Source organism: Blastococcus sp. SYSU DS1024 (genome assembly GCF_054050795.1).
In genome coordinates, this window is the sequence record NZ_JBJHAA010000033.1 from 13,510 (window position 1) to 31,690 (window position 18,181).

The 18,181-nt window shown below is 75.6% G+C and carries 17 protein-coding genes, 1 tRNA gene, 2 pseudogenes and 1 riboswitch; of the genes and pseudogenes, 12 read left to right on the plus strand and 8 right to left on the minus strand.

What is annotated here, in order from left to right; all coding sequences use genetic code 11:
* Nucleotides 1–32: 32 nt before the first annotated feature.
* The 3 genes and pseudogenes from ACI79S_RS19815 to holA all read left to right on the plus strand — a co-directional run bounded on the left by ACI79S_RS19815 (nt 33) and on the right by holA (nt 4,310).
* Nucleotides 33–872, plus strand: a complete 840-nt coding sequence (locus ACI79S_RS19815) for a helix-hairpin-helix domain-containing protein (protein ID WP_456595162.1) — start codon at nt 33–35, stop codon at nt 870–872.
* 101 nt (nt 873–973) lie between these two features.
* Nucleotides 974–2,917 (plus strand): annotated as a pseudogene (locus tag ACI79S_RS19820) (ComEC/Rec2 family competence protein); the annotation flags it as partial.
* 475 nt (nt 2,918–3,392) lie between these two features.
* On the plus strand, nt 3,393–4,310 hold the full coding sequence (gene holA / locus ACI79S_RS19825; protein ID WP_456595163.1) for a DNA polymerase III subunit delta: 918 nt from the start codon (nt 3,393–3,395) through the stop codon (nt 4,308–4,310).
* Nucleotides 4,311–4,338: 28 nt separating this feature from the next.
* Here the strand turns inward: holA and ACI79S_RS19830 are convergent, their stop codons facing one another.
* Complete coding sequence (locus ACI79S_RS19830) at nt 4,339–4,929, minus strand: RBBP9/YdeN family alpha/beta hydrolase (protein WP_456595164.1); 591 nt, start codon at nt 4,927–4,929, stop codon at nt 4,339–4,341.
* A 100-nt stretch (nt 4,930–5,029) separates the two neighbouring features.
* A complete protein-coding gene (rpsT, locus tag ACI79S_RS19835) occupies nt 5,030–5,290 on the minus strand; it encodes a 30S ribosomal protein S20 (protein ID WP_456595165.1) in 261 nt (86 codons plus the stop codon).
* 213 nt (nt 5,291–5,503) lie between these two features.
* On the opposite strand from rpsT, the gene lepA reads away from it, so the two are divergent.
* The 4 genes from lepA to ACI79S_RS19855 all read left to right on the plus strand — a co-directional run bounded on the left by lepA (nt 5,504) and on the right by ACI79S_RS19855 (nt 10,501).
* Nucleotides 5,504–7,354: a translation elongation factor 4 gene (lepA, locus tag ACI79S_RS19840; RefSeq protein ID WP_456595166.1), complete on the plus strand. Its 1,851-nt coding sequence runs from the start codon at nt 5,504–5,506 to the stop codon at nt 7,352–7,354.
* Nucleotides 7,351–8,010: an MOSC domain-containing protein gene (locus tag ACI79S_RS19845; protein ID WP_456595167.1), complete on the plus strand. Its 660-nt coding sequence runs from the start codon at nt 7,351–7,353 to the stop codon at nt 8,008–8,010. The genes lepA and ACI79S_RS19845 overlap by 4 nt, the downstream gene beginning before the upstream one ends.
* 63 nt (nt 8,011–8,073) lie before the next feature.
* Entirely contained in the window at nt 8,074–8,778 is a 705-nt protein-coding gene (locus ACI79S_RS19850) for an LppX_LprAFG lipoprotein (RefSeq protein ID WP_456595168.1), read from the plus strand.
* A gap of 64 nt (nt 8,779–8,842) precedes the next feature.
* Entirely contained in the window at nt 8,843–10,501 is a 1,659-nt protein-coding gene (locus tag ACI79S_RS19855) for an MFS transporter (RefSeq protein WP_456595169.1), read from the plus strand.
* Here ACI79S_RS19855 and ACI79S_RS19860 read toward each other — a convergent pair.
* Both ACI79S_RS19860 and ACI79S_RS19865 read right to left on the minus strand, forming a co-directional pair.
* Complete coding sequence (locus ACI79S_RS19860) at nt 10,479–11,009, minus strand: Clp protease N-terminal domain-containing protein (RefSeq protein ID WP_456595170.1); 531 nt, start codon at nt 11,007–11,009, stop codon at nt 10,479–10,481. The two genes, ACI79S_RS19855 and ACI79S_RS19860, sit on opposite strands and share 23 nt — an antisense overlap.
* Nucleotides 11,010–11,011: 2 nt before the next feature.
* Nucleotides 11,012–11,245 (minus strand): helix-turn-helix transcriptional regulator, encoded by a 234-nt coding sequence (locus ACI79S_RS19865; protein WP_456595171.1) that lies wholly within the window; start codon nt 11,243–11,245, stop codon nt 11,012–11,014.
* A gap of 64 nt (nt 11,246–11,309) precedes the next feature.
* A riboswitch (guanidine-III (ykkC-III) riboswitch) is annotated at nt 11,310–11,374 on the plus strand.
* Nucleotides 11,375–11,385: 11 nt separating this feature from the next.
* On the opposite strand from ACI79S_RS19865, the gene ACI79S_RS19870 reads away from it, so the two are divergent.
* Nucleotides 11,386–11,700: a DMT family transporter gene (locus ACI79S_RS19870; RefSeq protein ID WP_456595172.1), complete on the plus strand. Its 315-nt coding sequence runs from the start codon at nt 11,386–11,388 to the stop codon at nt 11,698–11,700.
* Nucleotides 11,701–11,760: 60 nt separating this feature from the next.
* Here ACI79S_RS19870 and ACI79S_RS19875 read toward each other — a convergent pair whose 3' ends face one another.
* Both ACI79S_RS19875 and ACI79S_RS19880 read right to left on the minus strand, forming a co-directional pair.
* Nucleotides 11,761–12,726, minus strand: coding sequence for a zinc-binding dehydrogenase (locus ACI79S_RS19875; RefSeq protein ID WP_456595173.1), 966 nt, complete (start codon nt 12,724–12,726; stop codon nt 11,761–11,763).
* Nucleotides 12,727–12,736: 10 nt separating this feature from the next.
* Entirely contained in the window at nt 12,737–13,303 is a 567-nt protein-coding gene (locus ACI79S_RS19880) for a TetR/AcrR family transcriptional regulator (protein WP_456595174.1), read from the minus strand.
* Between the two features lie 64 nt (nt 13,304–13,367).
* On the opposite strand from ACI79S_RS19880, the gene ACI79S_RS19885 reads away from it, so the two are divergent.
* Nucleotides 13,368–14,405, plus strand: coding sequence for a DMT family transporter (locus ACI79S_RS19885; protein WP_456595175.1), 1,038 nt, complete (start codon nt 13,368–13,370; stop codon nt 14,403–14,405).
* Between the two features lie 251 nt (nt 14,406–14,656).
* Here the strand turns inward: ACI79S_RS19885 and selD are convergent.
* Nucleotides 14,657–15,615: pseudogene (gene selD / locus ACI79S_RS19890) on the minus strand (selenide, water dikinase SelD); the annotation flags it as partial.
* A 31-nt stretch (nt 15,616–15,646) separates the two neighbouring features.
* The gene (locus ACI79S_RS19895) at nt 15,647–16,228 is read right to left on the minus strand and encodes a helix-turn-helix transcriptional regulator (protein WP_456595176.1); all 582 of its coding nucleotides are present in this window, start codon (nt 16,226–16,228) and stop codon (nt 15,647–15,649) included.
* A 50-nt stretch (nt 16,229–16,278) separates the two neighbouring features.
* On the opposite strand from ACI79S_RS19895, the gene ACI79S_RS19900 reads away from it, so the two are divergent.
* From ACI79S_RS19900 to ACI79S_RS19910, 3 genes are all read left to right on the plus strand, one after another.
* Nucleotides 16,279–16,374: transfer RNA gene (locus ACI79S_RS19900), tRNA-OTHER, on the plus strand.
* 30 nt (nt 16,375–16,404) lie between these two features.
* Nucleotides 16,405–17,721 carry an L-seryl-tRNA(Sec) selenium transferase gene (selA, locus tag ACI79S_RS19905; RefSeq protein WP_456595177.1) on the plus strand — a complete coding sequence of 439 codons (1,317 nt, stop codon included), beginning with the start codon at nt 16,405–16,407 and terminating at the stop codon, nt 17,719–17,721.
* Nucleotides 17,712–18,181: GTP-binding protein (locus tag ACI79S_RS19910; protein WP_456595178.1), on the plus strand; the 470-nt coding region annotated here is incomplete at its 3' end. The genes selA and ACI79S_RS19910, both read left to right, overlap by 10 nt.

Consider the following 18,181-nt stretch of genomic DNA (forward strand, 5'->3'; position numbering starts at 1 on the left):
AAGGGGCGCCCGCGCTCCCTAGCGTCGCCGGGGTGCGCCTGCTTGCCCGCCGTGACGACGACGCCGACGTCATCCGTGCCCGGCTGCGCGCCGTCCTGGCCGAGCCGCGCCCCGCCGTCGACGGCTGGGTCCCCGAGGAGGAGGACGACGGCCCGCACTGGCCGGCGGACGACCGGATCACCGTGCCGGTCGACGTCGCGGGGCGCCCGGGCCCACCGGCCGGTGTGGGGCGGCACCGGGCGCCCGGCACGACGCCCCGCTGGGACGCCGGACGAGCCGGTGGGCGCGCCGTCTGGACCGCCGCGGTGGTGGCGGTGCTGCTCCTGCTGGTCTGGACGTGGGCCCAGCGACCCCGGGTGGAGCCGGTGGCGGCGCCGGTGCCCTCGCCCGCGGCGCCGACCACCCCGGCACCCGGCGCGCCCCCGGTGGGCGAGGTGGCCGAGACCACCAGCACCGTGGTCGTCTCCGTCGTCGGGCAGGTGGCGCGGCCGGGTCTGGTCACGCTCACCTCGGGGGCTCGGGTCGCCGACGCGGTCGAGGCGGCCGGCGGGCTGCTGCCCGATGCCGACCCGGCCTCGGTGAACCTGGCCGCGCCCCTCTCCGACGGGCAGCAGATCGCCGTGGGGGTGCCCGGCACGGGCGCCGACGGGCATCCCACCGGGGGTGCACCCGGCGGCGGGGGCCGCGTCGACCTGAACACCGCCGGGGTGGCGGAGCTGGACGCGTTGCCGGGCATCGGCCCGGTTCTCGCCCAGCGCATCGTCGAGCACCGCACCCGCAGCGGTGGTTTCCGGAGCGTCGAGGAGCTCGACGACGTGCCGGGCATCGGCCCGGCGAAGGCGGCCGAGCTCGCCGAGCTGGTGTCGGTGTGAGCGCGGCCCCCACGCGCTGGCGTTTCCTCGACCTGCGGCTCTGGCCGCTCGGCGGTGCGGTCTGGACGGTGACCCTGGCCGCGCCGCTGCTGCGGTGGCCCGTGCTGGTCGCCCTGGGTGGGGCCGCGCTCGGTGCGGCCCTGATCCTCGCCCGCGCCCGGAGCCCGGCCGCGGCCGTCGTTCTGGTCGTCCTGGCCGGCGTCGCGGTGGCCTCCGCCGCCGCCGCGGTGCGCGGCGCGGCACGTGAGGCGTCCCCGCTGCGGGCCGCCGCCGCGGCGGGCGGGACCACGCCGGTGACCCTGACCGTGCGGACCGACCCCCGGGTGCTGGCGGGCGGCGGTGCGCCGCGCGTCCTCCTCGAGGCGGACGTCACGGCGTTCACCGACGGCGGCACGGTCCACCGGCTGGACGAGGCCGTCCTCGTCTTCGCACCCGCCGACGGCTGGTCCGGGCTCCTGCCCGGGCAGCAGCTCCGGGTGCGCGCCGGGCTGGCGCCGCCGGGGGAGGGCGACGACGCGGTCGCGGTGCTGTCGGCCCGCGGTCCGCCGGAGCCGGTCGGCGGCCCCGGGACGGTCCAGCGCGTGGCGGGCGAGCTGCGGCACTCGCTGGGCGCCGCCGCGGCACGCGTGCTGGACGACCGGGCGGGCGGCCTGCTGCCGGGGCTGGTGGTGGGCGACACCAGCCGGATGGACCCGGTGCTGCACGAGGAGTTCCAGCAGGCCGGTCTGGCGCACCTGACCGCCGTCTCCGGGGCCAACGTGGCGATCGTGATCGCCGGCGTGCTCCGGCCGCTGCGGCGTCGCGCCGTCGACCGCCGGGTGCAGGCGCTGGTGGGCGCGCTGGCCCTCGTCGGTTTCGTCGTCCTGGCCCGGCCGAGCGCCAGCGTGCTCCGGGCGGCCGCCATGGGCGTGGTCACGCTGCTCGCCCTCGCCTCCGGGCGGTCGCGGGCCGCGCTGCCCGCGCTCGGTGCGGCGGTGACCGTGCTGCTCCTGATCCAGCCGGGGCTGGCGCGGGACGCGGGCTTCACGCTGTCGGTCGTGGCCACGGCGGCGATCGTGCTGCTGGCCCCGCCGTGGGCTCGCCGGCTGCGCGCGCACGGCTGGCCCGCGTGGCCGGCCGACGCCGTGTCGGTGAGCGTCGCCGCCGGGCTGGCGACCGCTCCGGTGATCGCCGGGCTCACCGGCACGGTGAGCCTGGTCTCGGTGCCGGCCAACCTCCTGGCGGCCCCCGCCGTGCCGCCGGCCACCGTCCTCGGGTTGCTGGCGGCGCCGGTCGGGGTGGCCTGGCCCTGGGCCGGGGACGGGCTGGTCTGGCTCGCCGGGTGGCCGGTGCGCTGGATCGTGCTCGTGGCGGAGCGGGCCGCGGCCGCGCCGGACGCCGTCGCCGGCTGGCCGGCCGGGACGGTCGGGTCGCTGCTGCTCGCCCTCTTCCTGCTGGTCGTCGGCTGCCTGCTGTGGCGCTTCCCCCGCGCGCGGCCGCTCGCGCTGGCGGCCCTGGTGGGGGTGGTGGCGGTGGGCTGGCCGCTGCGCCAGCAGTTGGACGGCTGGCCGCCGGCCGGAGCGCTGCTGGTGGCCTGCGACGTGGGTCAGGGCGACGGCCTGGTGCTCCCCGTGGGCGACGGCCGGGGGATCCTGGTCGACGCCGGGCCGGACGTCGCCCCGATCGACCGCTGCCTCGACCGGCTCGGGATCGACCACCTGCCCCTCGTGCTGCTCTCGCACCTGGACGCCGACCACGTCGGTGGCCTCGCCGGCGCCCTCGGCGGCCGCACGGTGGGCGTCGTCGCGAGCGGCACCCTCTCACCGGCCGACGACCGGGCGGCGGGCATCGACGCCCTGGTGCGGCGTGCCGGCGGCACCCGCGAGGTGCTGGTGCCGGGCGACCGCCGCAGCGTGGCCGGGGTCGAGTTCGAGGTGCTCGCCCCCGCTCCGCGCCGGGCCACCGCGGCGGCCGATCCCAACGGGCTCTCCCTCGTCGTCCGGGCCACCGCCGCGGGGGTGCGCCTGCTCCTCACCGGCGACATCGGCGCCGACGAGGAGGCCGCGCTGCTGCGCGACGGCACAGACCTCCGCGCCGACGTGCTCAAGGTCCCCCACCACGGCAGCGGCGACGCCGATCCGGCCTTCCTCGCCGCCACCGGGGCGCAGGTGGCGCTCATCTCGGTGGCGGCGGACAACACCTACGGGCACCCCGCTCCCCGGCTGCTGGGGTGGCTGGCCGACGCCGGCACCCGGGTGCACCGCACCGACCGGGACGGCGACCTCGCGGTGGTCGGCCGGGCCGGGAACTGGGGGATCGCCGCCCGGGGCACGGATCCCGGCGGCCAGACGGCGGCGGGCGGACCCGGACCCGTCGGCGCCCCGGTCCCGGGAGCGGTCCCGGGTTCCCGGGCGGCCACCGCGGATCGTCGGTCCCGCGTGGCACCATGCGGAGGTGCCTGCCGCCCCCGTCGAGCCCACGTCGCACCTGCGGGTGGTGATCGGCGAGGAGGAGCTGCTCCGCTCCCGCGCCGTCGGGGCCGTGCGCCGGGCGATCCTCGCCCGCCACCCCGACGCCGAGGTGCACGAGCTGGCCGCCATGGGGCTGCCGGTGGGGGAGCTGGCCGACGTGCTGGCGCCGTCGCTGTTCGGCGGGCACCGGCTCGTCGTCGTCACCGGCGTGCAGGAGTCGGCCACCGCGCTGGCCGATGCCCTGGCCGGCTACGCGAAGGAGCCCGACCCGGACCTGACGCTCGTCATCGTGCACTCCGGGGGCAAGCGGAACGAGGCCCTGGTCAAGGCGTTCAAGGCCGCCGGTGCGGCGGTCGACGAGTGCCCCAAGGTCTCCTCCGTCGGCGACCGCATCGCCTTCGTGCGCAACGAGGTGCGCCGGCTCGGCGGCCGGATCACCCCCGACGCGGTCACGGCACTGGTCGACGCCGTGGGCGCCGACCTGCGCGCGCTCTCGGCGGCCGCCGGGCAACTGGTCTCCGACTTCGGCGGCAGCATCGACGCCGACGACGTCGCCCGGTTCCACCGTGGCCAGGCCGAGGTCACCGGGTTCACCGTGGCCGAGCGCGTGCTGACCGGTGACCGCGCCGGCTCCATCGAGATGCTGCGCTGGGCGCTCGAGCGCGGGGTCGCCCACGTGCTGATCGCCGACGCCATCGCCGACGGAGTGCGCACCGCCGCCCGGGTCGCCTCGCTCAGCTCCAGCAACCCCGGCGACCTCGCCCGCACGCTGAAGATGCCGCCCTGGAAGGTGAAGAAGGCCCAGGCGCAGGCGCGTGGCTGGAGCATCGAGGGCCTCCAGCTGGCCCTCGGGGTGGCCGCCGACCTCAACGCCGACGTCAAGGGCGTTGCGGCCAGCGCGGACTACGCCCTCGAGCGGGCCATCCGGCGGATCGTCACCATCCGCGCGGAGACGGGCAGGGGCCGACCGGCCCGCACCGGCCGCTGAGCCGCGACGGCGGGGGCGCCTGCGGAGCTCAGCCGCGCGCCGTCAGCCGGGCCGACGGATCGCGGCACCAGGCCTCGACCGCGGGCCAGCGGCCGTACCCGGCCTCCGGGTCCAGATGCCCCTGGCCCGGCAGCAGGTCGACGTCGACGCCCAGCGCCCGGTACACGGGCACCGCGCCGCCGGCGGGCCAGTACGGGTCGTCGTCGCTCGCGGCCAGCCGCACCGCCCCGGCCGAGCGGGTCAGCAGGTCGGCGTCGGGGGAGAGGGCGGCGAACTCCGCCACCTCCGGGTACCCCGCCAGCACCTCCGGCGCGGGCGGGGCCACCAGCAGCACCCGGTCCACGCGCTCCTCCGGCGTCAGCAGGGTGGCCGCGTGCTGCCACAGCGGCACGGCGAGGGAGTGCGCCACGACGACGCGCTCGCCGCTGCCCAGCTGGGCCAGCTCGGCCCGCAGCAGCTCGGTCCAGGTGGCGAGCACCGGCCGGTCGGGTTCGGGGAACTGCGGGTACAGCACCTGATCGCCCGCGGCCCGCAGCGACTCGGTCAGCTGCCACTGCCAGTGGTGCGCGGGCCGGCGGTTCTGCCAGCCGTGCAGGACCAGGATACGGCGCGTGGTCACGGCAGCTCCTCGGCGGACGTCGTCACGACATGCGACGAGCCCCCGTCCCGGAAGGGGCAGGGGCTCGTTCACGGCCGCGCCGGAGCGCGGCGTCACCGGCTCAGAGGCCGGTGACCTGCTTGGCCAGACCCGACTTGCGGTTGGCGGCCTGGTTCTTGTGGATGACGCCCTTGCTGGCGGCCTTGTCCAGCTGCTTGGCGGCAGCCTGGTAGGCGGCGGTCGCGGCCGCGGCGTCCCCGGACTCGGCGGCGGTGCGCACCCGCCGGACGGCCGTCTTCAGGGCGGACTTGACCGCAACGTTGCGCTGGCGCGCCTTCTCGTTGGTCTTGATCCGCTTCATCTGGGACTTGATGTTCGCCACGCGTGAGCCTCGGTGTCTCGACAGGAGGGAGTACTTCTGACAGTCGTTCAAAGTTCGGCGTCCGGGCATGCGCCACAGGACCGGCCTGCAAAGATACCAGCGTCCCGGCGGCCGCCCCAACCCGCCGTCCGGCGACCTCCCGCACACCCCGCGCGAGCTCGTCGCCGCGCCGGGCTACGGCCTCGGGCCGGGACGTGGGACGATGGCGGCACTGTGACGACTCCTGCTGCCACCGATCCGGCCCGCATCCGGAACTTCTGCATCATCGCCCACATCGACCACGGCAAGTCGACGCTGGCCGACCGGATGCTCGAGGTCACCGGGATCATCGAGGCCCGGCAGATGCGCGCCCAGTACCTCGACCGCATGGACATCGAGCGCGAGCGCGGCATCACCATCAAGGCGCAGAACGTCCGCCTGCCGTGGACTCAGCGCTCCGGCGAGCACGCCGGCGGCGAGTTCGTCCTCGACATGATCGACACCCCCGGCCACGTCGACTTCACCTACGAGGTGTCCCGGTCGCTGGCCGCCTGCGAGGGCGCGGTGCTGCTGGTCGACGCGGCGCAGGGGATCGAGGCCCAGACGCTGGCGAACCTCTACCTGGCGCTGGAGAACGACCTCACGATCATCCCGGTGCTCAACAAGATCGACCTGCCGGCCGCCCAGCCGGAGAAGTACGCCGCGGAGATCGCGCACATCATCGGCTGCGACCCCGACGACGTCCTCCGCGTCAGCGGCAAGACCGGCGAGGGCGTGCCCGAGCTGCTCGACCGCATCGTCGAGGAGATCCCCGCGCCCACCGGCGTCGCCGAGGGGCCGGCGCGGGCGATGATCTTCGACTCGGTCTACGACATCTACCGCGGCGTCATCACCTACGTGCGCGTGGTCGACGGGCGCATCTCGGCCCGCGAGAAGATCAAGATGATGTCGACCGGCGCCACCCACGAGCTGCTCGAGATCGGCGTCATCTCGCCCGAGCCCAAGCCCGTGGACTCCCTCGGCGTCGGCGAGGTCGGCTACTTCATCACCGGCGTGAAGGACGTCCGCCAGTCCCGCGTCGGCGACACGGTCACGCTGCAGAACAAGCCGGCGACGGAGTCCATCGGCGGATACCGCGACCCCCGCCCGATGGTCTACTCCGGCCTCTACCCGATCGACGGCAGCGAGTACCCGCTGCTGCGCGAGGCGCTGGACAAGCTGCTGCTCAACGACGCCGCGCTGGTCTACGAGCCGGAGACGTCGGCGGCGCTGGGGTTCGGCTTCCGCGTCGGCTTCCTCGGCCTGCTGCACCTGGAGATCGTCCGCGAGCGGCTGGAGCGCGAGGCGGGCATCAGCCTGATCTCGACGGCGCCCAACGTCGTCTACCGGGTGATCATGGAGGACGGCACCGAGCACACGGTGACCAACCCCAGCGACTGGCCCGAGGGCAAGATCGACCGCGTCTACGAGCCGATCGTCAACGCCACGGTCATCGCCCCCAGCGACTACACCGGCGCGATCATGGAGCTCTGCCAGGGCCGGCGCGGTCAGCTGGGCGGCATGGACTACCTCAGCGAGTCCCGCGTCGAGCTCCGCTACACCCTGCCGCTCGGCGAGATCATCTTCGACTTCTTCGACGCGCTGAAGTCCCGCACCCGCGGCTACGCCTCGCTCGACTACCAGGAGGCCGGCGAGCAGGAGTCGGCGCTGGTGAAGGTGGACATCCTGCTGCAGGGCGAGGCCGTCGACGCGTTCAGCGCGATCGTGCACAAGGACAAGGCCTACAGCTACGGCGTGATGATGGCCGGCAAGCTGCGCGAGCTCATCCCGCGGCAGCAGTTCGAGGTCCCGATCCAGGCCGCCGTCGGCTCCCGCGTCATCGCCCGCGAGACGGTCCGCGCCATCCGCAAGGACGTCCTCGCCAAGTGCTACGGCGGTGACATCACCCGCAAGCGGAAGCTGCTGGAGAAGCAGAAGGAGGGCAAGAAGCGGATGAAGATGGTCGGCCGCGTCGAGGTCCCCCAGGAGGCGTTCGTCGCCGCGCTCTCCACCAACGAGTCGACCGCCTCCGCCAAGCCGAAGTGACGACGGGGCGGCTCGACGCCGTCTGCGTCTCCGGCCCGGACCTCCTCCCGCTGCCCGGTCGCCGGCCCGACCGCAGCGGCATCGACAAGCGGCCGGTGGCCGGGCGGGTGGCCGTCGGAGAGCTGGGGCTGGACGGCGACGTCCAGGTCAACCGCAAGCACCACGGTGGTGAGGGTCAGGCCGTCTACGCCTACGCCCAGGAGGACGCCGAGTTCTGGATCGCCGAGCTCGGGCGGGATCTGCCGCCGGGCCGCTTCGGGGAGAACCTCCGGACGTCGGGCCTGGACCTCACCGAGACGCTGCTGGGGGAGCGCTGGCGGGTCGGGCCGGTGCTGCTGGAAGTCACCGCCCCCCGGATCCCGTGCGCCAACTTCGCCCGCTTCTGGAACGAGCCGCAGCTGGTCAAGCGGTTCACCGCCCACGGGGCCTGCGGTGCCTACCTGCGGGTCCTGGAGACCGGGGACGTCGGGGCCGGCGACGCCGTCGAGATCGTGTTCCGCCCCGACCACGAGGTGACCGTGGGGCTGGCCTTCCGGGCGTTCACGACCCAGAAGTACCGGATCGCGGAGCTGGAGCCGGCGCTGCCCTATCTGCCCGACAAGGACCGCGCGAAGGTGGCGGGGAAGGTCGCCAGGCGGGTCGCGCCCATCCTCTAGCAGGCACGGCGCGCTAGTGTCCGCCGCGACGGCGGGGGAGTCCGGCCGCGACGGGAGGACGTCATGCTGCTGCGCCGATCCGGCGTGCCGCTGCTCGCGCTGGCGTTCCTGGCCGGCCCGGTGCTCGCCGCCTGCGACTCCGACGAGCAGGAAGTGTCGGCGACCGGCCTGCTCGAGCGGGCCAAGGCGACCCTGGACGAGACGGAGAGCGCGCACTTCGACCTGGCCAGCGAGGGTGCTCCGACGTCCGGGACGGTGCTGGTCGGCGGCGAGGGCGACATCGCCCGCCCGGCCTCCTTCGACGGGACGCTGCAGGTGCTGGCGCTGGGCTCCACGCTGGACCTGCAGGTGGTCTCCGTCGACGGGACCGTCTACGCCCAGCTGCCCTTCACCAGCGGGTTCAGCGTGATCGACCCCGCCCAGTTCGGCTTCGGCGACCCGGGCGCGCTGCTCGACCCCGAGACCGGCATCTCGCAGCTGCTGGTCGAGGCGAGGGCGGCCGAGCTGGGGGAGGAGCGGCGGGTGGACGGCGAGGTCGTCCGCGAGGTGACCGCCGAGCTGCCCGGCGACCTGGTGGAGCAGGTGCTCGCCAGCGAGGACCCGTCCCAGCCCGTGCAGGCCCGGTTCTCGATCGCCACCGACAGCGGTCAGCTGCGCCGGGCCGAGCTGACCGGCCCCTTCTTCGAGGCCGGCACCGACGCCACCTACCTCCTCGAACTCAGCGACTTCGGGGCCGATGTCGAGATCACCGCGCCGCCCACCAGCTGAGGCTGCGGTCGCCGCCTCGCGGCCGGTCCCGGGGCCGGTTGCGATCGCCCTCGCCACCCTCGCCGTGCTGGTCACGGCCACCGACACCTACGTCGTCGTCCTGGCGCTGCCCGACATCCTCACCGGGGTCGGAGTCGGCCTGGACGAACTGCAGCGGGCGACCCCCATCGTCGGGGGCTTCCTGCTCGGCTACACCGCCACGCTGCCGCTGCTCGGCCGGCTCGCGGACCTCCGCGGGCGGGCGCCGGTGCTCATCGGCTGCCTGCTGCTGTTCGCGCTGGGGTCGCTGCTGACGGCGACGGCGGAGGCGCTGGGTCCGGCCGTGGCCGGTCGCGGGCTGCAGGGCATCGGCGCCGGCGGCCTGGTGCCGGCCACGCTCGCGCTGGTCGCCGACCGGTGGCCGCCCGAGCGCCGCGCGGTTCCGCTCGGCATCGTGGGCGCGGTCCAGGAGGCGGGCGCCGTGCTGGGCCCGCTGGCCGGCGCCGCCGTGCTGGCCGTGGCCGACTGGCGGGCGATCTTCTGGCTCAACCTGCTCCTGGGGCTGGGACTCGCCGCGGGCGTCGTCGCCACCGGCCGGGTCCGGACGCCGGATCCGATCGGGGTCGCGCTGGCCGTCGCCGCCGCCACGGCCCTGGGGCTGCTGCTCGCCGAGCCCTCCGTGCTCGCCGAGGACCTCACCCTCGGCCTGCTCTACGTCCCCCTGGTCGGCGGGTGGGGGTGGACGGCGCCGCTGCTACTGCTCACCGTGCTGGCCACCGGTGCTCTGGTGGCGCGCAGCATCGCCCGGCCCGCTGGTGCGGTGCTGCCGTTGCGTGGGGTGGGCCGGCTGGCCCGCGAGGTCGACGTGGCCGGCTCGGCGCTGGCGGTGGTGGCGCTGGGTGCGCTGGTCTGGGCCTTCGCCGCCGCGGACCCGGCCCGCGAGGTCGTGGCGCACGGCTGGCTGCTGCTACCGCTGGCCGCGCTCGCCGGCCTGCTGTTCGTGCTGCACGAGCGGCGCGCGCCCGAGCCGGTACTGCCGCTGGCCGCGCTGCGCCCGGTCGGGGCGTGGGGTGCGCTGGTGGTCAACCTCTTCGTGGGTGCCGCGCTGGTCGCCGCGCTCGTCGACGTCCCCCTGTTCGCCCGGGCCACGACCGCGCCCGGTGACCAGCTGGCGGCGGCGCTGGTGCTGCTGCGGCTGCTGGTCGCCGTACCGGTCGGCGCCGTGGCCGGGGGCTGGCTGTGCCGGGTGGTGCCGCCGCGCGCCGTCGCGGCCGGCGGGATGGCGCTGGCCGCGGCGGCGTTCGCCGCCATGACCGGGTGGGACGAGCGGTCGCTGGACGGCGTCGGGTCCACCGTCGTGCTGGTCGCCGCCGGCCTCGGGTTCGGCCTCGCCATCGCGCCGGTGAACGCGGTCCTGCTGGCGGTCACCCCGCCGCGGGTCCACGGCAGCGCGAGCGCCCTGGCGGTCGTCGCCCGGACGGTCGGCATGCTGGCCGGGCTGTCGCTGCTCACCGCCGTCGCCCTGCGCCGGTTCACCGCGGAGGTGGCGGCGATCGGCACCCCCATGGAGCTGTGCCCGCTCACCCCCGCCGACTGCGCCGCCTACGACGCCGCCACGGAGGCGGCGGTGCTCACCCAGCTGCACACCGTCTTCGCCGGCGCGGCGATCGCGTCCGCGCTGGCCGCGACGGCGGCACTGGTCCTGCTGCGCGGGGGGTCGGTCAGGAGTTCAGCGCGAGTCTGAGGTCGTCGCGGAGGGCGGGGAGGTCGACGCCGCGGTCGTGCAGCACCTTCATCGCCAGCCCCTCGCCCTCGCGGATGAGCCCCAGCAGGACGTGCCCGTCGGTGATGGTCCGCGACTTCATCGCGATGGCCTCGCGCAGCGAGAGCTCCAGCACCTTCGTCGCCCGAGGGGTGAACGGGATGTGCCCCCCGGGCCCCTTCCGCCGCGGGCCGTCGAGGGCGCCTGGCCCGAAGGCCTCCTCGACCCGGTCGCGGACGGCGTCGAGATCGATGCCGAGGCTGCTCAGCGCATCGGCGTCCAGGTCGTCGCCCCCGTGCGCGCACACCGCCGCCACGACGCCGTCGTGGGTGATCCCGTGCCCGGCGAGCGCGCGTGCCGCCGTCGTCGCCGGCCGGGCCAGCATGCCCAGGAGCAGGTGCTCGGTGCCGATGCGCGGGTCCCGCAGCGCCCGCGCCTCGGCCTGGGCCCCGACGACGTCCCGGGCCTCTTGCGCGAACCGTTCGAACATCGTCAGTCCCTCCGTCGGAGCGGCCCACGGCCGCGTGAGTACTTCTTGTGCACCGCCTGCCGGCTGACGCCGAGCTGCGTGGCGATCTGCTCCCAGGTCCAGCCCTGGTCGCGGGCGTTGTCGACCTGGAGCGCCTCCAGCCGTTCGACGAGGACGCGCAGCGACCGGACCGCCGTGAGCCCCACCGCCGGGTCCTTGCTGCTGGCTGCCGTTGCCACCTGTGCCGTGTCCGCCATGGCTGTCAACTTAAGTTGCTGCATGCCCGCGGTGTCAACTCACATTGACACGTGCGAGGCTGGAGGGGAGCCGCTCCCCGGCTCCCGGACGAGCGGTGCCGTACCCGGTGTGCGACAAGACGGCGCCAGAGGAGCCCGCGATGTCGTGGTTGGTGCTGGTCCTGTCCGGAATGCTGGAAGCGGTCTGGGCGGCGGCGCTCGACCGCTCGCACGGCCTCACCCGGCCGGTGCCCTCGGTGGTGTTCGGCGTCGCCCTGGTGGCGAGCATGGGCGGGCTCGCCTACGCCATGCGCGAGCTCCCGCTGGGCACGGCATACGCGGTGTGGGTGGGCATCGGCGCCGTGCTCACGGTCGCCTACGCGATGGTGACCGGCCTCGAACCGGTGTCACTGGTGCGGGTCCTGCTGCTGGCGGGCATCGTCGGCTGCGTGATCGGGCTCAAGGTCGTGCACTGACCCACAGCCGCCCCCTGCGGGGCCCCCGCCGCGAGCGTGCCGGCGGCGGGGAGCCTCCCCTCAGAGCGTGAAGACGATCTTCCCGTTGGTGCGGCCCTCGAGCATCCGCGCGAAGCCCTCGCGGGCCTGTGCCAGCGGGAGCTCGACGTCGATCTGCGGCCGGATGCCCGTGACGGCGCACATCTGGATCAGCGCCTCCAGCTCGGCCCTGGTGCCCATGGTGGAGCCGATGACCGACAGCTGGGTGAAGAAGACCCGGTTCAGCTCGGCGCCGGGGTTGAAGCCGGTGGTGGCACCCGACGTCACGAGGACGCCGCCGGGCTTGAGCGACTTGATGCTGTGGCTCCAGGTCGCCTCGCCGACGGTCTCCATGACGCCGTCGACCCGCTCGGGCAGCCGGGCGCCGCTCTCGAACGCCTGCTCGGCACCCAGCGCCAGTGCGGCGGCCCGCTTCTCCTCGCTGCGGCCGGTCACCCAGATCCGGTAGCCGGCGGCGCGACCGAGCACGATGAGCGCCGTCGCGACGCCACCGCTGGCACCCTGCACCAGCACCGTCTGGCCCGGCCGCAGGCCGGACTTCACGAACAGCATCCGGTAGGCGGTGAGCCACGCGGTGGGCAGGCAAGCGGCCTCGGCGAACGAGAGCTCCGCCGGCTTGGGCAGCAGGTTGCGCCGGGGGACGGCGACCTTCTCCGCCATCGAGCCCTGGTGCACCTCCGACAGCAGCGACCGCTTGGGGTCCAGCGTCTCGTCGCCCATCCAGTCGGGGGTGGAGATGACCCCGTGGACGACGACCTCGTTGCCGTCCTCGTCGATGCCCGCGGCGTCGGTGCCGAGGATCATCGGCATCCGTTCGGCCGGCAGCCCGATGCCCTGCAGGCTGAACAGGTCGTGGTGGTTCAGCGACACCGCCTTGACCTGGATCGTCGTCCAGCCGTCGGGAGCCTCCGGCTCGGGGCGCTCGCCGATCTCCAGCACGGAGAGCGGGTCCTTCGGGTTCGGGGCGGAGACGAAGGCAGCCAGCATGGCCGCGAACCTAACCGACCAGGCGCGCCGCTGCCTCACGTGCCGTGGTCAGCGCCTCGGGGTCGTCCCCGGCGGTGGAGGCCACGAGCGCACCCTCGTAGAGCAGGTGGAGCGTCGCCGCGATCGCTTCCGGGTGCGCGATGCCGGCCTCGGTGGCGAGTTGGGTGAACCGGCGCCGCATCCACTCCTTCTCGGCGCGGATCACCGGGAGCGCGGGGTGGTCCGTGCCGCCCACCTCGGCGTAGGCGTTCACGAACGCGCAGCCCCGCTGCTGGTCCTCCCGCCATCGGCGGGCCGCGTCGAAGACGGCGAGGACCCGACCGCTGCCCGGGGGGCGTGCCGCGATCTCGGCCTCGAGGAGTCGCTGCCAGTTCCGGGCGCGGCGCTCCAGGTAGAGGGCGACCAGCGCGTCCTTGGAGCCGAACCGGTCGTAGAGGGTCTTCTTGGTGGTGCCCGCCGCCTCGGCGATGGCGTCGACCCCGACGGCCCGGATGCCGTGGGCATAGAAGAGGGCCGAGGCCGCGGCGAGCAGTCGCTCGGCAGCCGGGGTGAGCGGTGGCTCCACGGTGCGGGGCATGCGGCCTCCAGGTTCGGTGGTGGTCGACTGCGAGTATACCGACCGGTGTGGTTACCTCGGCCGGGTGAGGGATCGCCGTACGGACGCCGTGGCCGCCGCCGTCCTCGTCGTGTGCTGGTCGTCCGGCTTCGTCGGCGCCGAGTTCGCCACCCGTGACGCCCCCGTCGCGACGGTGCTCGCGTGGCGCACCGGGCTCGCGGCGGCTCTCCTCGGCGGCTGGGAGCTGCTGCGGGGCGAGCGCCTGCGGCCCCGAGCCCTGCTGCGCCAGGCATGCCTCGGGCTCCTCGTGCAGGCGGTCTACCTGGGTGGCGTCTTCGCCGCCGCGGGCGCAGGTGTCCCGGCCGGTACGTCGGCGCTGGTCGCCGCGCTGCAGCCGCTGGTCGTCGCGGTCGTCGCGGCGCCCCTGCTGGGGGAGCGGACATCGACGCGCCAGCGGGCGGGGCTGTTCATCGGGGCGGGCGGCGTCGCGCTCGTGGTCGTGGGCGACCTCGGGGCGGGCGGCGCCGCGCCCGTGGCCTTCCTGCTCCCGGTCGTGGCCCTGGCAGGACTCTCCGCGGGCACGCTGTTGGAGCGGCGGTGGGCACCGGCGGAGTCGTTGGCCGTCGCGCTCGCCCTGCAGTCCGCCGTGGCGGCACTGGTCTTCGGTGCGGTGGCCGGCGCGCGAGGCGAGGTCTCCCCGCCGGCCGAGCCGGCGTTCTGGACGGCGATGGCCTGGCTGGTCCTGCTGTCCACCGTGGGTGGCTACGGCAGCTACCTCTTCGTGGTCCGCCGCTCGGGCGCCACCACCGCCAGCACGCTGCTGTACCTGACCCCGCCGGCGACCGCGGTGTGGGCGTGGGCCATGTTCGGCCAGGCCCCCGGCCCGACGGCGCTGCCCGGCATCCTCGTCTGCGCGGTCGGTGTGGCCCTCGTGCTGCGCAGCGCCCGAGCGGTTCCGGACGGGCGACCGGCGGACGACGAGCTGCTCAGGGCCCCCCGAACTCCCCGATCCCGCGCGCCGCGGACGCCTCCCCGCCCGGCAGCGGACGCCGGAGGACGTGGGCCCCGACCGGCACTAGGGCCCACGTCCCCGGATGCTCCCGGGGCTGTCAGCGGACGATGACCCGGTCCGCTTCCGCGCCCCGGTCCGCTCCTCGCTCGTTCCTCGCTGCGATGCTCCCGGGGCTGTCAGCGGACGATGACCCGGTCCGCTTCCGCGCCCCGGTCCGCTCCTCGCTCGTTCCTCGCTGCGATGCTCCCGGGGCTGTCAGCGGACGATGACCCGGTCCGCTTCCGCGCCCCGGTCCGCTCCTCGCTCGTTCCTCGCTGCGATGCTCCCGGGGCTGTCAGCGGACGATGACCACGTGCTCCTGGCGCGGCACGAACTCCCCGATCACCGGCGCGCCGGGGACCTCGCCGCCGAGCAGGAGCCCGCCGGAGGTCTGGGCGTCGGCGAGCAGCAGCGCCTCGTCCTCGCCGACCGCGGAGAGGTCGGCGTGCGGGCGCACCCAGTCCAGGTTGCGCCGGGTGCCCCCGGAGACGAACCCGGCGGCCAGCGCCTCGCGCGCACCGGTCAGGTAGGGAACGGCGGCGGCGTCGACGACGGCGGTGACCCCGCTGGCCCGCGCCATCTTGTAGAGGTGCCCGAGCAGACCGAAACCGGTGACGTCGGTGCCCGCGCGGATGCCGGCGGCCACCGCGGCCCGGCCGGCGTCGCGGTTGAGCGCGGTCATCGAGGCGACCGCCTCCTCCGACACCTCGCCGGTGGCCTTCATCCGGCTGTTGAGCACCCCCACGCCGAGCGGCTTGGTGAGGCTCAGCGGCGTGCCGGCGACCGCGCCGGCGTTGGTGATGAGCCGGTCGACGTCCACCACGCCGGTGACCGCCATCCCGTACTTGGGCTCCGGGTCGTCGATGGAGTGGCCGCCGCCGACGTGGCAGCCCGCCTGCTGGGCCACCTCGAGGCCGCCGCGCAGCACCTCCGCCGCCAGCTCGGCGGGCAGCACGTCGCGCGGCCAGCCCAGCAGGTTGACCGCCACCACGGGCGTGCCGCCCATGGCGTAGACGTCGGACAGCGCGTTCGCCGCGGCGATCCGGCCGAAGGTGTACGCGTCGTCCACGACGGGGGTGAAGAAGTCGGTGGTCAGCACCAGCCCCTGCCCGCCGGCGATGCGCACCACGGCCGCGTCGTCGCCGTCGTCCAGACCCACGACCAGCTCGGCCGCCGGGTCGACCGGCCCCTGTGCGGTGAGCCCGGCGACGACGGCCTCCAGCTCGCCGGGTGGGATCTTGCAGGCGCACCCCCCGCCGTGGGCGTACTGGGTGAGCCGGATGCGCGCGGGTGCGGTGGTCACGAGCCCGAATCTAGGCCCGGCCTCCGGGGAGCACCCGGAGCCGGGGTGGCTCGGGGGCCGGCGGGGTGCGGGGAAGCCGCCGCCCGGCCGGGTGCCCGGCGGACGGCGGCTCGCCGAGCCCGGCCAGCTCACGACGCGGAGCCGCCTCGTCGGTGACCTCGGCCCCGCTGATGCGGTCCTCCCGGAACCAGCGCAGCGCCTGGCGCTCGCGGCACCAGGCCACCAGGAACCGGTGCGCCCCGTTGTGGACCAGCAGCTGCGGCTCCACCGCCCGCTCGGACCAGCGGTTCTGGCCGTCGCAGTAGTCGAGCACCAGGACGCGCCGCTCGGCCAGCCCCCGCTCCAGACGCCGCCGCACCTCGGCGTCCCGCGCGGACTGGGAGGCCAGCCAGCGGCTGCTCGCCAGCAGCCGGGCCCGCTGGGCCGGGTCCGGCTCCAGCGCCGTCAGCACCTTCTCCAGCGCCGTCTGCCCCGCCTGGGCATAGGGCCCTGCGGGCCGGGCGGCCAGCGCGGCGGCGACGGCGGCGGCCTCCTCGGGCGTGAGGGTGACCGGCGGCAGCGTGGCGGGGGTGCGGGGCTCGGTGCGGTTCACGCTGCCGATGCTGTCAGCGACCACCGACAGTTCCACGTAGGCTGCCGGGCGGAGGCGTCAGGGTGTCTGGTGGCCCCCGCGGCCTCTAAAGCCGACGTGGCCGAGCATCTCGGCCAGGCGGGTTCGATTCCCGTCCGCCTCCGCCAGCTCCCGCCCCGCACCTACGCTGCGGGGCGATGACGACCGACCCGCGCCGCCAGGTGCCCCGCACGGACACGCTGCTCGCCGACCCCCGCCTCGCCGGCGCCGGCGAGCGGCTGGGGCGCGTCCTGGTGAAGAGCGCCGTCCAGCGCGTCCAGCAGCGCATCCGCGCCGGCGAGGTCGCGCCAGAAGCCGCCGTCGACGCCGTCCTCGCCGACCTCCCACCCACGGCCGGGAGCCTGCGCCCGGTGCTCAACGCCACCGGCGTCGTCGTGCACACCAACCTGGGGCGCGCGCCCCTGTCGGAGGCCGCCGTCGCGGCGGTGGTCGCGGCGAGCGGCACCACCGACGTCGAGCTCGACCTGCGCACCGGCCGCCGCGGCCCGCGCGGGGAGGCGGCCATCGCGGCACTGCTCGAGGCGGTCCCGGCCGCGGAGGCCGCGCTCGTGGTGAACAACTGCGCGGCCGCTCTGGCGCTGGTGGCCACCGCGCTGGGGCAGGGCCGGGAGCTGGTGCTCGCGCGCGGCGAGCTGGTCGAGATCGGCGACGGCTTCCGCATCCCCGAGCTGCTGGAGAGCACCGGCGCCCGGCTGCGCGAGGTCGGCGCCACCAACCGCGTCACCCTGGCCGACTACCGCGGAGCGCTCGGCCCGGACACCGGCGCGGTGCTCAAGGTGCACCCGTCGAACTTCGTCGTGCGCGGCTTCACCCGGGCGGTCGAGGTGCACGAGCTCGCGGCGGCGCTCGAGGGCACCGGGGTCCCGCTGGTCGCCGACGTCGGCTCGGGGCTGCTCCGGCCCCATCCCGTGCTCCCCGACGAACCCGACCTGCAGACGGCGCTCGCCGCCGGCGCGGACCTCGTGCTGGCCAGCGGCGACAAGCTGCTCGGCGGTCCGCAGGCCGGCCTCGTCCTCGGCCGCGCGGAGCTGGTGCAGCGCCTGCGCCGGCACCCGCTCTACCGGGCGTTCCGGGTCGACAAGACCACGCTGGCCGCGCTGGAGGCCACGCTGCGCGGCCCGCTGCCTCCCGTGCAGCGGATGCTCGCCGCCGGCGCCGAGGAGCTGCGGGCACGGGCCCGGGTGCTGGCGGAGCGCCTGGTGGCCGGGGGCGTGGACGCGCTCGCGGTGGACGCCGACTCCCGCGTGGGTGGGGGAGGGGCGCCCGAGCACCCGCTGCCCGGCGCCGCGGTCGCGCTGCCGGAGCGGTACGCCGAGCCACTGCGGCTGGGCGCCACCCCGGTGGTGGGCTACGTCGAGGACGGTCGCACGCTGCTCAACCTGCGCAGTGTGGATCCCTCGGACGACGACGCCCTCGCCACGGCGGTCCTGGAGGTGGTCCGCCGGTGGACGTGATCGCCACCGCGGGCCACGTGGACCACGGCAAGTCGGCGCTCGTGCGCGCGCTCACCGGCATGGAGCCCGACCGGTGGGCCGAGGAGCGCCGCCGCGGGCTGACCATCGACCTCGGCTTCGCCTGGACCGCCCTGCCCTCGGGACGCCGGCTGGCCGTCGTGGACGTGCCCGGTCACGAGCGGTTCGTGGGCAACATGCTCGCCGGCGTCGGCTCGGTGCCGGCGGCGCTGGTCGTGGTCGCGGCCGACGACGGCTGGTCGGCGCAGACCGCCGAGCACGTCGCCGTCCTGGACGCCCTCGGGGTGCGGCACGCGCTGCTCGCCGTCAGCAAGGCGGACCTCGCCGACCCGGCGCCGGTGCTCGCCGACGTGCGCGAGCGGCTGGCCGCCACGTCGATGGGCGAGGTCCCCGGCGTCGCGGTCAGCTCGGTCACCGGGCAGGGGCTGGCCGAGCTGACCGC